The sequence below is a fragment of the Flavobacterium cheonhonense genome (assembly GCF_035671315.1).
Lineage (GTDB): Bacteria > Bacteroidota > Bacteroidia > Flavobacteriales > Flavobacteriaceae > Flavobacterium > Flavobacterium cheonhonense.
In genome coordinates this window covers 1,276,454-1,290,053 of the sequence record NZ_JAXAVY010000001.1, presented here as the reverse complement: position 1 = coordinate 1,290,053, position 13,600 = coordinate 1,276,454, and the positions used below count along the sequence as shown (strand labels likewise).

The window sequence follows — 13,600 nt, the reverse complement described above, 5'->3', positions numbered from 1 at the left end:
ACTTAATTTATTTTGTCAAATTGATACACTACTGCCGTCATTTTACCGGCCACATTGATTTGGTCTACTAACTGAAAGGATTTTTCAGTTTGATTGGCAACTCTTAACACATAACCCGATTTTACGGTTTTGGCTTTGGCTTCGTCTAAAATTTTTAACACAAATTCGCCTTCTTTGTTGATGAACCAAGTAATAGGAGTAGAATAAGCCGTACAACTCGGACTGTTTAAAGTCAAACTTCCTTTGTTACTCATGGAAACGAACTTCCACTTGCTTCCAATAAAACATTTAGAATCCGCTAAATCAAAAGAAGTTACCTTGATAACTTCAGAACCGGGATAGTTTACGGATGAGATTACCCATTCGCCTTTGATGGCAGTTTGAGACTGAGAATCCACCTTAGTACTCGTAGCAGAATTTGTCGATTTACACGACAAAATCAAGACCGATAAAATACTGATTAAAATAATTTTTTTCATACCTAACAAGTTAAAATTTGTTGATTACAAAGATACTGCTCTTTTTGAATGCGGTTTATAAAATTATCCTAATTCATTGTAGAATTCTTTCTACGTCAATTTGTCATATTACTGTGGAATGGTATTGCTTTTGAGTATCTGAAATACAAAATTGTATAACCTAAAATTTTAAATATGACAACAGGAAAAATTAATGTATCAGTAGAAAACATCTTTCCGCTAATTAAGAAGTTTTTATACAGCGACCACGAAATTTTCTTGCGCGAATTGGTATCCAATGCTACGGATGCTACTTTAAAATTAAAACATTTAACCAATATCGGCGAAGCCAAAGTAGAATATGGCAACCCGATTATTGAAGTTAAGATTGACAAAGAAGGTAAAAAATTACACCTCATCGACCAAGGTATCGGTATGACCGCCGAGGAAGTGGAAAAATACATCAACCAAGTGGCTTTTTCCGGAGCTGAAGAGTTTTTAGAGAAATATAAAGATTCTGCCAAAGATTCCGGTATCATTGGTCACTTCGGATTAGGTTTTTACTCGGCTTTTATGGTAGCCGAAAAAGTGGAAATCATTACCAAATCATACAAAGACGAACCGGCAGCCCATTGGACTTGCGATGGCAGTCCGGAATTCACCTTAGTGCCTCACGACAAAACAGACCGAGGTACAGAAATCATTTTACACATCGCTGAGGATTCGTTGGAATTTTTAGAAGAATTTAAAATTCGCGAATTGTTGACCAAATACAACAAATTTATGCCGGTGCCGATTAAATTCGGAACCCGTAAAGAAGCGTTGCCAAAACCGGAAGATGCGGGCGATGATTACAAAACGGAATATATCGACGTAGACAACATCATCAACAACCCAAGTCCGGCTTGGACTAAGCAACCGGTGGATTTAACCGATGAAGATTACAAAAATTTCTACCGCGAGTTGTATCCGATGCAGTTTGACGAACCGTTATTCAACATTCATTTGAATGTAGATTATCCGTTCAACTTGACCGGAATTTTATACTTCCCTAAACTGGATGCCAACTTGCAAGTGCAAAAAGATAAAATCCAGTTGTACCAAAATCAGGTTTTTGTAACCGATAACGTGGAAGGCATAGTACCTGAATTTTTAGTGATGTTACGCGGTGTGATTGATTCACCGGATATTCCGCTAAACGTTTCTCGTTCCTACTTACAAGCCGATGGTAACGTGAAGAAAATTTCGAATTACATTACCCGTAAAGTGGCCGATAAATTGAAATCGCTCTTCAACGAAAACCGCGAAGATTTTGAAAGCAAATGGAACGACATCAAAATTGTGTTGGAATACGGCATGTTGTCGGAACCGAAATTCTATGAAAAAGCGGGCGACTTCGTATTATACCCAACCGTTGACGGTAAGTTTTACACTTTAGCTGAATTGAAAGAAGCCATCTCAGCCAATCAAACCGACAAAAACGGAAAATTGGTAGTGCTTTATGCTTCCAACAAAGACGCACAACACAGTTATATTGAAATCGCCAAAGAAAAAGGCTATGAAGTGTTACTGTTAGATTCGCCTATCGTGTCGCATTTGATTCAGAAATTAGAAAGCGATAATGAAAACTTGACGTTCACTCGAGTAGATTCTGACCATATCGACAAATTGATTCAGAAAGAAGACACTCAAATTTCGAAACTATCCGAAGAAGAATCAACACAACTGAAAACCGTTTTAGAAGAAATTGTACCGAAAACCAACTATACCGTTCAGTTGGAAGCCATGGACAGCCAAGCAGCGCCATTTATGATTACCCAGCCTGAATTCATGCGTAGAATGAAAGAAATGAGTCAAACCGATGGCGGCGGCATGTTCGGCATGGGCAACTTCCCGGAAATGTACAATTTAGTGGTGAATACCAACTCGGATTTAGCTACAACTATTTTAAATACGGCTGATAAATCGGCTCAGGAAAGTTTGGTAAAACAAGCGCTCGACCTAGCGAAAATTTCTCAAGGCTTGTTAAAAGGCGAAGAATTAACTGCTTTTGTCAAAAGAAGTTTTGAGTTGATTAAATAGTATTAAGAGGAAAGTATTAAGACAAAACCTGTGAGTGGGAACTTGCAGGTTTTTTTATTCAATGTATTTCCCGAACTTCGTAATTCATAATTCGTAATTCATAATTACTCATGACACTCTCCATAGAAACTCCTGCCCTATTATTTTCAGCCACATCATTGATTTTGTTGGCTTATACCAATCGCTTTTTGACTATTGCGCAAATCGTTCGCAGTTTGAAAAAACATTACGACGAAAACCACACGCGAAGCATACTTTTGCAAATCAAAAACTTGAACCTGCGCCTTTCATTGATTCGCTATATGCAGCTTTTTGGTGTATTGTGTTTGTTCTTGTCGGTATTTGCCATGTTGTGTTTGTTTATCGATTGGCATACCGCAGGCATTTACCTTTTTGCCGCCAGTTTATTGTGTTTACTGACTTCCTTAGCCATATCGTTTTGGGAAATCAGCATTTCGGTGACAGCCTTGCGCTTGCATTTGAGTGATTTGGAAGAGGAAGAAAAGAAAAAGTAAAAACTTACAATGTTTTTTATATCTTTATTGATGTCAAACAGTTAACCAAAACCAATATCAATGAAGATAAAATTACTACTTCTTTTTTTACTGACTTTTGCCACAATCATAGCTAAACCGAAAGAAAAAACTGCTGTAAACCCCGCCATTGGTATAATGATGTCCGGCAATAATTTTGGTGGAGGCGTTATATATTCTATAAGTATTAAAAATATAGGCGAAGAAACCTTAACCAACATATTTGTCACTGAAGGACCAACTACTTTTGGAATGACTTTCCAATTTGGAACCATAGCCAGTTTGGCTCCCGGAGAAGAAGTTACCGGTTTAATAGCCCAAAAATACGGCGCTGGTTGTTATGATGAAAGTCAAGTAATCGTTCATGCCACATCTTCTTCGACCAGTGCCGAAATAACCGACCTGTCTTCAGATCCATTTTCATACAACAACTTCGGATTACCGGGTAGCTATTACAATGATTTTCCTACTATAAGATCATCTTTTGTTTACATTAATTGCACTCAGGAAGGAGTTTACCAAGACTTAAACAATAATTCGATAGTCGATGTTGGTGATGTTATCAACTACACCTACAACATTTCCGGAGGATCGTATGGCGGAGAAATTTACGATAGTAATGCTATTGTAGCTAATCCTACTTTTACAAATAATTTCTATTCCACCACTGGAATACACTATATCACTCCGGAAGAAGCTGCCTTAGGCTATGTATACAACACTTCCTATATAATAGCATTTGGTCCTTGTGATGTAGGCGGTTACTTCAGTGATCAATCTTATTGTCCTTGTCCAAATCCCAGCAACGCCAATATTATCACTCCGTTAACGAGTTTATTACCTAACACTATATCCGGAAGTGTAAAGTTCAACACCAATAATGACAATTGCACTACCGGAACAAATTTCAGGAACCGAAGAGTAAGCACTACAGACGGAAATTTAACTTACACCAGCTTTACCAACACCAATGGTGATTACCAAATTTTAATTCCGAATACCGGAAATTATACTACATCGGCATTGACGAATTTGAATGCCAACTTTTCTTCTAATCCTGCTACAACAACCACCCAAAGTTTGGGTTCCGGTGTAAATTATACCAATAATGATTTCTGCATCAGTTCGGCAAACAATTACACCGATTTAGGAGTTGTCATGCATTTAATCAATGAGGCTATTCCGGGTAACACAGCCAATTACAGAATTTGGTATACCAACCAAGGAAGCACTAACCTCAGCGGCAGCATAGTTTTAACCTACGATAACGGAAAATTGAGTTTTACTACAGCTTCTCCATCCCAAAACAGCACTACTGCGAACACTGTCACTTGGACATACAGTAATTTACTGCCGTTTGAATCAAGGTACATCAACCTCTCTTTTGCAGTAGGTATTCCGCCAACGGTAAACATGAATGATTTACTGTCTTTTACGGCTGTAGCCAATCCGATTTCGGGCGATAACAATACCGCTAACAATATTTTTTCATGGAATCAAATTGTGAGAAGCTCTTACGATCCTAACGATAAAACAGTGATTCAAGGCGCTACCATTACTCCGGCTCAAGGCAACGATTATCTGGTTTATGTTACCCGTTTTCAAAACTCGGGAACGGCAAACGCGACTACAGTAGTTATTAAAGAAACTTTGGATGCTAATTTAGACTGGAATACGTTTGAACCCATAGCGTCCAGTCACACTGCCAACATACAATTGCGTAACGGTAACGATTTGACGTACACATTCTCTAATATCAATTTACCTTATGAAAGTGCCAACGCACAAGCTAGTCAGGGTTGGATGTCTTATAAAATTAAACCTAAAGCTAACTTTGCTGTGGGAGAAATAGCCAGTTCTGAATCAGATATTTATTTCGATTACAATCCGCCTATCATAACCAATACTGTAACGACTGAAATGGTAGCATTGGAAGTTGTGGAAAACATTCGAGACAACTTCAGTATTTTTCCAAATCCGGCTTCCGGAGATTATCTGACCATCAAAACAGAAGTTCCTATGAATGCACTATATGATATTTATGACATTAACGGAAAATTATTGCTAAAAGGAACTGTTCAAAATTTGGCTCCAATTGACATCCATTCGTTCCAATCCGGATTTTATTTCGTCACTATCAACACCAATAGAGGAAAAGAAACATACAAACTGATTAAAAACTAACATAAAAAAATCCCGAGTGTACCTCGGGATTTTTTAATTATTTACTCAAGTACATTTTTCTTCTGCTGTACAACTCGTAGAACTGATCATCTTTTAAATCGTCTATAAACAAAATGCTCTCACCGGTGGATTTCATTTCCGGTCCGAGGGCTTTGTTTACATTCGGGAACTTACTGAAGGAGAACACAGGTTGTTTGATGGCATAACCGCTTAGTTTCGGATTGAAGGTGAAATCAGTCACTTTATTTTGACCTAACATGACTTTTGTAGCATAATTTACATACGGTTCGCCATACGCTTTTGCTATAAAAGGTACAGTACGTGACGCTCTCGGATTGGCTTCAATAATATAAACGATATCGTCTTTGATGGCAAACTGGATATTGATTAAACCAACCGTTCTTAAAGCCAAAGCTATTTTCTTCGTATGGTCTTTGATTTGTTGCATCACGAATTCACCCAAATTGAACGGCGGCAAAGTCGCATTCGAATCGCCCGAGTGTACACCACAAGGTTCAATATGCTCCATAATCCCGATGATGTATACGTTTTCGCCATCGCAAATCGCATCCGCTTCTGCTTCAATGGCACCGTCTAAATAATGGTCGAGCAACAATTTATTCCCCGGTATGTTTTTCAGCAAATCGATTACGTGTTCTTCCAGTTCTTGTTTGTTGATGACAATTTTCATCCCTTGTCCGCCCAATACATAAGAAGGACGAACCAACAATGGAAAATCCAATACATCGGCTAAAGCTGAGGCTTGATCAGCATTTTCGGCTACGCCAAATTTAGGGAACGGAATTTTTAGGTCTTCCAACAACTCGGAAAATCTTCCTCGGTCTTCCGCCAAATCCAGGGCATCAAATGAAGTGCCTAGTATTTTGATTCCGTAACGATCTAACTTTTCAGCCAGTTTTAACGCGGTTTGTCCGCCCAACTGAACAATCACACCTTCCGGCTTTTCGTGGCGAATGATATCGTAAATGTGTTCCCAAAATACCGGCTCGAAATACAACTTATCAGCTGTATCAAAATCGGTCGACACCGTTTCCGGATTACAGTTGATCATGATGGTTTCGTATCCGCATTCTTTGGCGGCTAAAACGCCGTGTACACAGGAGTAATCAAACTCAATCCCTTGTCCGATACGATTAGGTCCGGAACCTAAAACGATGACTTTCTTTTTATCGGTAACGATACTTTCATTGCTTACCAATCTTTGACCGTCGGCAGTTTGAATTTCGGCTTCGAAAGTGGAGTAATAATAAGGCGTCATGGCTTTGAATTCGGCCGCGCAAGTATCTACCAGTTTGTACACGCGATTGATGTTCATTTCTTCGCGCAATTTGTAAACCTGACTTTCCAAACAACCCATCATGTGGGCAATTTGACGATCGCCGTAGCCTTTTTGTTTGGCTTCTAGGAGTAATTCCTTTGGTAAGGTATCCACTTTGTACTGGGAAATTTCTCTTTCCAACAAGTACAACTCTTCGTATTGTTTTAAGAACCACATATCGATTTTGGTGATTTCGTGGATACGGCTCAACGGAATGCCCATGGCAATCGCATCGTAAATCACGAATACTCTGTCCCAACTTGCAAAAGTCAGTTTTTCGATAATTTGTTCGTAATTTTTATAGCCTTTGCCGTCGGCACCAATTCCGTTTCTTTTGATTTCCAAAGATTGGGTCGCTTTGTGCAAGGCTTCTTGGAACGAACGTCCGATTCCCATTACTTCTCCAACGGATTTCATTTGCAAGCCCAAAGTTCTATCGGAGCCTTCAAACTTATCGAAATTCCAACGCGGGATTTTAACGATAACGTAATCTAAGGTCGGCTCGAACAAAGCGGAAGTCGACTTGGTGATTTGGTTTTGCAATTCGTCTAAATGATAGCCTAAAGCCAATTTGGTGGCGATTTTTGCAATTGGATAACCGGTTGCTTTAGACGCTAAAGCGGAGGAACGAGATACACGCGGATTGATTTCAATGGCTACAATATCTTCTTTTTCATCCGGCGATACGGCAAATTGTACGTTACAACCTCCGGCAAAATTCCCGATAGAGCGCATCATCAAAATGGCCATATCACGCATTTTTTGGAAAGTCGTGTCGGACAATGTCATAGCCGGCGCTACCGTAATCGAATCTCCAGTATGTATGCCCATCGGGTCCATATTTTCGATAGAACAGATGATGACCACATTGTCGTTTTTATCGCGCAAGAGTTCTAACTCATATTCTTTCCAACCCAATAAAGCCTTATCAATTAAGACTTCGTGTATGGGCGAAGCTTCTAAACCACGGGTGAGTAAATCGTCGAAATCTTCTTTTTTGTGTACAAAAGCCGCTCCGGTTCCGCCCAAAGTAAAGGAAGGACGAATCACCAAAGGAAAGCCAAATTCTTGCGCGATTTCTTTTCCTTTTAAGAAAGAAGTCGCGGTTTTGGCCGGTGCGGTAGGTACGTTTATTTTTTGCAACAATTGTTTGAATTGCTCGCGGTCTTCGGTAATATTGATGGCGTTAATATCAACCCCAATTAACCTCACGTTGAAATCTTGCCAAATCCCTTTTTCGTCGGCTTCCAGACACAAGTTCAAAGCCGTTTGACCGCCCATAGTAGGTAGCACTGCGTCAATTTGCGGGTGCTCTTTCAGGATTTGGATAATGGATTTAGTAGTCAATGGTAATAAATACACATGATCAGCCATGCTGGGATCGGTCATAATCGTGGCCGGATTGGAGTTGATCAAAATGACTTCGATTCCTTCTTCTCTGAGCGAGCGAGCGGATTGTGAACCGGCGTAGTCGAATTCGCAAGCTTGTCCGATAACGATAGGGCCTGAACCAATAATTAAAACCGATTTGATGGAGTTGTCTTTAGGCATTGTAGTTAGATTTTTAGACTTCTTAGATTGTTAGATCATTAGACATCTTAGAAAGTTAGTTAGTTGTGTTGTTGTATTTGGTTCTAGCCCCGATTGTCCCGAAGCTTCGGGAGAAATCCTTTTTATTTGCCATACTGAGCGCAGTCGAAGCATAAAAATAAAAAGATTGTAGCGAACAGCGGGAAATAGCTCCTGAAAATTATCAATATTTATGAACAGGTTTAAAAAAAAGCCGCTACTAATAAAAGTAACGGCTTGATATTGATTGATAAAGAATCATTATTTTTTGTGTCTTGGTTCACAAGATACAGTCAATTTATGTCTTCCTTTAGCTCTACGACGCGCAAGGACTTTTCTTCCATTTGCTGAAGCCATTCTGTCCATAAATCCGTGTTTATTTCTTCTTTTTCTTTTCGATGGTTGAAACGTTCTTTTGCTCATTGCTGTATATCTTTAAAATCGTGTAATATTCTGTTCAGGTTGGTTCTTTCAAAACCGAGTGCAAATATACAAACCTTTTTTTTTCCGACAAGAACTTTTTTAAAAATATTTTTAATTCATTTTACTACCTTTGTGCCACAAAAATTTTAAAGACATGTTTCACAGATTTATTAAATTAATTATAGCGGCTTTATTGGTTGCCACAGCCATTTGGCAATTTACGGAAAGTAATATCGGCAATGGTATTTTCTTGATTTTACTGACTGCCATTCCAATCTTTTTGTACTACAAGAACGAATTTATTTTAATGGCTTTCCTAAAACTGAGAAAACAGGATTTTGCCGGCGCCAAAAATTGGTTGGATAAAATTAAAAATCCGGAAACGGCTTTGGTGAGAAAACAACAAGGCTATTACAACTACTTACACGGTTTAATGACTTCGCAAACCAATTTACACCAATCGGAGAAATACTTCAGAAAAGCGATTGAATTAGGTTTGAGTATGGATATGGATTTAGCGGTTGCCAAACTCAACTTAGCCGGAATTGCCATGTCGAAAAGACGCAAAATGGAAGCTACTACTTTGCTCAATGAAGCTAAGAAACTCGACAAACAAAATATGCTGAACGATCAGATTAAAATGATGAAAGAACAGTTGAAAAAGATTTAATTAGACTTCTTAGACCGTTTAGACCATTTAGACAATAAAAAACCATCCTAACATAATTAGGATGGTTTTTTATTTTTGTGTCTAAGTAGTCTAATTTTCCAAGAATCTAAGAAGTCTCCATTAATAGCCTTCCAGCGGAATTTCAATTTCATAGCGCTTTTTGGTTGGGTTGACCAACTTTTTATCGCGCAACCATGGATTGTGGATTTTCAAGATTTTATAGTTAATCCCTTGTGCAATGGCAAATCCTGTTAAATCGGTGATTGAACTGTCGACCGCTACTTTTTTGGTTGGGATTTGGGTGTACAAATCGCTGGTGTAAATACTAAAACCATATTTAGCCGGTTGGCGCATGATCTCCTTCAGTGCCAATATGCGGAATACGTAACGCGAAGTTTCTTCGGTTAGTGCCAAATCGTAGTAGTTGGTTACTTTTTGTTCGTCTATTCTTTTGGTGATGCCGTTCATACCGCCGTTATAGGAAGCGGCTGCTAAAGTCCATGAACCGAATTTTTCTTTGGCAGCTAATAAATAACGACAAGCCGCTTCGGTAGATTTTTCCAAATGGTATCTTTCATCGACTATGTCGTTTACCTCCATGCCTTTTTCTTTAGCAGTTTCAGGCATAAATTGCCATACACCACGTGCTCCGGCAGAAGAAACAGCATTAACCAAACCACTTTCGATTACAGCTAAATATTTAAAATCATCCGGTACACCGTATTTGGCTAAAATCGGTTCTATAATAGGAAATACGCGATTCGCTCTTTTGATAATAAGAGCCGTTGTAGCATCGAGATTGGCATTAATTAACAATTCTCTGTCCAAGCGCTCGCGAACATCGGAGATTTGTAACGGTGCTTTTTCGCCCGCAAAATCAACTTCGGTCGGGAAGTACATGGCAGAACCTTCGTGTAGTAATTTTTCTTTTTCAGTTCCGGAAATCCCGTAAACCAGAACGCCGGACAATACCCCTATGGCCAGCACGGATACTAAGATTTTATTCGTTTTCATAACCCTAAATTTTTGAATTGCAATGACAATTGCGTTGGAATCGTAAAGCTACAAAAAACGAGCCTAAACGACTACTTCTCTAAGATAATTTTAGGTAAATTTTCGTTCAACCATTTGTACTTGCTTAAAATCATGATGTGCGTTCCGCCTTTTACCGGGATATATTCTTTGATGTATTTGGGTGGAAAAACCTCATCAGCATCGCCGTGGATGTGAATAATTTCTGGGTCGATGTCTTTTCGTTCCCAATGGATGATTTGCTCAATAGCCCAATCCAGATAGTGTTTGTTTCGAACCGACAAAAACTTTTCATACAATGCCAATCGTTGTTTGATGATGGAAGAACCAAAAGAGAACTTCATCAGCGACTCGATATTTTCGAACAATTGCGTAGGTATAAGTTTGTATGCCTTAGTGGTTTTGGCGATTTTAAAACGACGCGGAAATTCGGCATTGGATTTTACACTCGAAATGATGATTACTTTTTTAGGTTGTAAAAAAGATTTCATTTCCTGAACCAAAATACCGCCGAAAGAAACACCAATCAATACCGGATTTTCATGGGTAACTTTTTGAGCCATTCGCTTGGCATAAGCAGTTAAACTCTCGCGTTCCAAAGGGATTTCCCATTCCAACAAATGCATTTCAAAAAGGTCTTTCGGCAGTTGAATGCGCTCAAAAATAGTAGGACTGGCTGCCAAACCCGGCATGAAGTAAACGTGTATTTTAGTCATTATTTAAGCTAAGACTCGTTAATTATTCGTAAATTTGCCTAAAAATAATCCTTTTATTTTACTTGATGATGAACACAACGTTAATTTCAGAAAAAATGGAAATTAAAGATAACACCTTTGCTCGGCAGTTTGAAACACTGGTTGACGGTAAATTAATTTCTGTTGAATATTCGTTTCAAGAGAAAAAAATATTCCTGACCAGAATTAATACTTTTGACGGCTTTAATGATGATGAATTGATTAATGAATTACTGAAAAATATTATGGAAATCGCCTACGAACGCAAATTAAAAGTGGTGCCGATTTTACCTAAAATTGCCCTTTTCTTCAGAAAAAATACAACTTACAGAGATTTGTTACCTCCGGGAATTAAAATCTAATATCAAAATACTTTTATAGTAAAGTCGCTCTCAAGGCGACTTTTTTTATGGATTTTAGTATTTTTATCCAATGAACACAGCTGACTTCCGACAAGAAATAATTCACTACTTCGAAAACATCGACAAATACTACGGTTCCAAAACCGAAATTACGGAAGGATTGTGCACTGATATACATAATTTAGACGCCAACCACACGACTTGGAATCTCTCCGAATTCGAACTGATTCGTTCCGCCTACCGCAACACCGGTGATAAGTTCATGATGGAAGGCAGCAATATGTATTACGAAATATCAGCCGATAGAATTGTAGCCTTCCAGCAATTGGGCCGACACAAATTTGAATTCATAGAGCAATACAGTGAAACCGTATTCCGCATTACCAAGATTCGTTTTCACTATAAATATTAAAAAGGAACTGAAATGTTTTCGGCTAAAAACCCATAAAAATAGGCACTTTCCACAATCAATAACGCCAATCTTAAGATTGCCTTAATTTTTTGGCATCAATTTTGGATGAGCTGAAAACAAAAATAATTTCCTTGGCAAATCCGGAATGCTGACCATTATTTTTAGTTAAACCATCAGTATTAATTTTTCTAAAAACTTATTCCCATGAAAAAAGTTCATTTTTTTTCAGCAGTCCTTGTCATGCTTATTTTTGCCGGCTGTAAACAAGGCTCCTTGCAATACGAAGCGGCTGCAGACACCACAGCAGTGGAAGCCGCCGACAGCGAAATCCTGCTACCCAATCCTGACGATGCAGTAACCACCAACGAAAACACGGAAAGCTATGCCGAACTCATAGAAAACCCTTTCGAATCGCCAAAAACTGCTCCTTTATCGACTTTCTCCATCGATGTTGACAATGCAGCTTACACAAACATCCGACGTTTCCTCAATAACGGTCAACCCGTTCCGAAAGATGCGGTTCGCGTGGAGGAAATGGTCAACTTTTTTAAATACCAATACCCGCAACCGGTTGATGAACATCCTTTTTCCATTAACACCGAATACAGTCAGAGTCCTTGGAATGCTAAGCACAAATTGTTGCGCATCGGTTTACAAGGCAAAAACATCCCAACTTATAATTTACCGGCGTCCAATTTGGTATTCTTAATAGATGTCTCCGGTTCAATGAGCGACGAGAATAAACTGCCATTACTGAAAGAATCGATGAAAGTCTTGGTAAAAGAATTACGTGCCAAAGACAAAGTTTCAATTGTAGTCTATGCCGGTGCAGCAGGTGTAGTTTTAGAACCTACCTCGGGTGAAGACAAAGAAACCATCATCGAAGCTTTTGACAACTTGAACGCCGGAGGCAGCACAGCCGGAGGCGAAGGCATTGAGTTGGCTTACCAATTGGCCAAGCAAAACTTTATCAAAGACGGCAATAACCGAGTGATTTTGGCCACCGACGGCGACTTCAATGTGGGGAAATCTTCCGACGCCGACATGGAAGACTTGATTGAAGAAAAAAGAAAATCGGGCATCTTCTTAACCGTTTTAGGTTACGGCATGGGCAATTACAAAGACAGTAAAATGGAAATCTTAGCCGACAAAGGCAACGGCAATTATGCTTACATCGACAACATACAAGAAGCCAATCGCTTTTTAGGAAGAGAATTTAAAGGTTCTTTATTCGCCATTGCCAAAGATGTAAAAATCCAAATCGAATTCAACCCGAAACACGTACAGGCTTACCGATTGATTGGTTATGAAAACCGAAAACTAAAAGCCGAAGATTTCAAAAATGACGCGGTTGATGCCGGAGAATTGGGCAGCGGACACACCGTTACCGCATTATATGAAATTATTCCGGTTGGAGTAGACAGCGATTTTGTGCCTTCGGATTTGAAATATACGAAAGTTAAAACCGATAGCGAAAGTCAGTATAACGAAGAACTCGCCACCATTAAATTCCGCTACAAAAAACCGGATGGCGAGAAAAGTATCGAAATGATTAAAACCATAGCCGATCAAGCGATAAGTTTAGAGCAAAGCTCAAGAGATTTCAAGTTCAGCAGCGCAGTGGCTTGGTTCGGACTGAAATTGAGAGATTCCAAATACCTCTCCGAAAAATCAACCGACGCCATCAAACATTTGGCACAATCCGGTTTGAGTTATGACGAAGATGGTTACAAAGCCGAATTCATACGATTGGTCGAAACCGTCAATTAATCCCAAAAAGAAACCCTGATTTTTACAATCAG

At 39.0% G+C, this 13,600-nt stretch carries 12 protein-coding genes; 7 read left to right on the top strand and 5 right to left on the bottom strand.

Annotated elements, in window-relative coordinates; translation table 11 throughout:
* Positions 1-2: 2 nt before the first annotated feature.
* Positions 3-479 carry a hypothetical protein gene (locus tag SK086_RS05630; RefSeq protein WP_324690370.1) on the bottom strand — a complete coding sequence of 159 codons (477 nt, stop codon included), beginning with the start codon at positions 477-479 and terminating at the stop codon, positions 3-5.
* Between the two features lie 174 nt (positions 480-653).
* On the opposite strand from SK086_RS05630, the gene htpG reads away from it, so the two are divergent.
* The 3 genes from htpG to SK086_RS05615 all read left to right on the top strand — a co-directional run bounded on the left by htpG (position 654) and on the right by SK086_RS05615 (position 5,257).
* Entirely contained in the window at positions 654-2,540 is a 1,887-nt protein-coding gene (htpG, locus tag SK086_RS05625; RefSeq protein ID WP_324690369.1) for a molecular chaperone HtpG, read from the top strand.
* 110 nt (positions 2,541-2,650) lie between these two features.
* Complete coding sequence (locus SK086_RS05620) at positions 2,651-3,055, top strand: DUF2721 domain-containing protein (protein WP_290873137.1); 405 nt, start codon at positions 2,651-2,653, stop codon at positions 3,053-3,055.
* Between the two features lie 60 nt (positions 3,056-3,115).
* Positions 3,116-5,257: a T9SS type A sorting domain-containing protein gene (locus SK086_RS05615; RefSeq protein ID WP_324690368.1), complete on the top strand. Its 2,142-nt coding sequence runs from the start codon at positions 3,116-3,118 to the stop codon at positions 5,255-5,257.
* Positions 5,258-5,294: 37 nt separating this feature from the next.
* Here the strand turns inward: SK086_RS05615 and carB are convergent, their stop codons facing one another.
* Positions 5,295-8,147, bottom strand: a complete 2,853-nt coding sequence (gene carB / locus SK086_RS05610; protein ID WP_324690367.1) for a carbamoyl-phosphate synthase large subunit — start codon at positions 8,145-8,147, stop codon at positions 5,295-5,297.
* Positions 8,148-8,426: 279 nt separating this feature from the next.
* Positions 8,427-8,588, bottom strand: coding sequence for a 50S ribosomal protein L34 (gene rpmH / locus SK086_RS05605; protein WP_007136275.1), 162 nt, complete (start codon positions 8,586-8,588; stop codon positions 8,427-8,429).
* Positions 8,589-8,742: 154 nt separating this feature from the next.
* Between rpmH and SK086_RS05600 the strand changes: the two genes are divergently transcribed.
* Positions 8,743-9,258 carry a DUF2892 domain-containing protein gene (locus SK086_RS05600; RefSeq protein ID WP_324690355.1) on the top strand — a complete coding sequence of 172 codons (516 nt, stop codon included), beginning with the start codon at positions 8,743-8,745 and terminating at the stop codon, positions 9,256-9,258.
* A 120-nt stretch (positions 9,259-9,378) separates the two neighbouring features.
* Here SK086_RS05600 and SK086_RS05595 read toward each other — a convergent pair whose 3' ends face one another.
* Both SK086_RS05595 and SK086_RS05590 read right to left on the bottom strand, forming a co-directional pair.
* Positions 9,379-10,272 (bottom strand): lytic transglycosylase domain-containing protein, encoded by an 894-nt coding sequence (locus SK086_RS05595; RefSeq protein ID WP_290875350.1) that lies wholly within the window; start codon positions 10,270-10,272, stop codon positions 9,379-9,381.
* A 71-nt stretch (positions 10,273-10,343) separates the two neighbouring features.
* A complete protein-coding gene (locus tag SK086_RS05590) occupies positions 10,344-11,006 on the bottom strand; it encodes an alpha/beta hydrolase (protein ID WP_290875352.1) in 663 nt (220 codons plus the stop codon).
* Positions 11,007-11,101: 95 nt separating this feature from the next.
* On the opposite strand from SK086_RS05590, the gene SK086_RS05585 reads away from it, so the two are divergent.
* The 3 genes from SK086_RS05585 to SK086_RS05575 all read left to right on the top strand — a co-directional run bounded on the left by SK086_RS05585 (position 11,102) and on the right by SK086_RS05575 (position 13,568).
* Positions 11,102-11,386, top strand: a complete 285-nt coding sequence (locus SK086_RS05585) for a GNAT family N-acetyltransferase (RefSeq protein WP_290875354.1) — start codon at positions 11,102-11,104, stop codon at positions 11,384-11,386.
* Between the two features lie 70 nt (positions 11,387-11,456).
* The gene (locus SK086_RS05580) at positions 11,457-11,798 is read left to right on the top strand and encodes a hypothetical protein (protein WP_324690352.1); all 342 of its coding nucleotides are present in this window, start codon (positions 11,457-11,459) and stop codon (positions 11,796-11,798) included.
* A gap of 204 nt (positions 11,799-12,002) precedes the next feature.
* Positions 12,003-13,568 (top strand): vWA domain-containing protein, encoded by a 1,566-nt coding sequence (locus SK086_RS05575; RefSeq protein ID WP_324690351.1) that lies wholly within the window; start codon positions 12,003-12,005, stop codon positions 13,566-13,568.
* Positions 13,569-13,600 lie beyond the last annotated feature (32 nt).

Excerpts from the sequence above, each read along its gene's own strand:
- SK086_RS05630 (WP_324690370.1), bottom strand. The coding sequence starts at position 479 with ATGAAAAAAATTATTTTAATCAGTATTTTATCGGTCTTGATTTTGTCG.
- htpG (WP_324690369.1), top strand. The coding sequence starts at position 654 with ATGACAACAGGAAAAATTAATGTATCAGTAGAAAACATCTTTCCGCTA.
- SK086_RS05620 (WP_290873137.1), top strand. The coding sequence starts at position 2,651 with ATGACACTCTCCATAGAAACTCCTGCCCTATTATTTTCAGCCACATCA.
- SK086_RS05615 (WP_324690368.1), top strand. The coding sequence starts at position 3,116 with ATGAAGATAAAATTACTACTTCTTTTTTTACTGACTTTTGCCACAATC.
- carB (WP_324690367.1), bottom strand. The coding sequence starts at position 8,147 with ATGCCTAAAGACAACTCCATCAAATCGGTTTTAATTATTGGTTCAGGC.
- rpmH (WP_007136275.1), bottom strand. The coding sequence starts at position 8,588 with ATGAGCAAAAGAACGTTTCAACCATCGAAAAGAAAAAGAAGAAATAAA.
- SK086_RS05600 (WP_324690355.1), top strand. The coding sequence starts at position 8,743 with ATGTTTCACAGATTTATTAAATTAATTATAGCGGCTTTATTGGTTGCC.
- SK086_RS05595 (WP_290875350.1), bottom strand. The coding sequence starts at position 10,272 with ATGAAAACGAATAAAATCTTAGTATCCGTGCTGGCCATAGGGGTATTG.
- SK086_RS05590 (WP_290875352.1), bottom strand. The coding sequence starts at position 11,006 with ATGACTAAAATACACGTTTACTTCATGCCGGGTTTGGCAGCCAGTCCT.
- SK086_RS05585 (WP_290875354.1), top strand. The coding sequence starts at position 11,102 with ATGGAAATTAAAGATAACACCTTTGCTCGGCAGTTTGAAACACTGGTT.
- SK086_RS05580 (WP_324690352.1), top strand. The coding sequence starts at position 11,457 with ATGAACACAGCTGACTTCCGACAAGAAATAATTCACTACTTCGAAAAC.
- SK086_RS05575 (WP_324690351.1), top strand. The coding sequence starts at position 12,003 with ATGAAAAAAGTTCATTTTTTTTCAGCAGTCCTTGTCATGCTTATTTTT.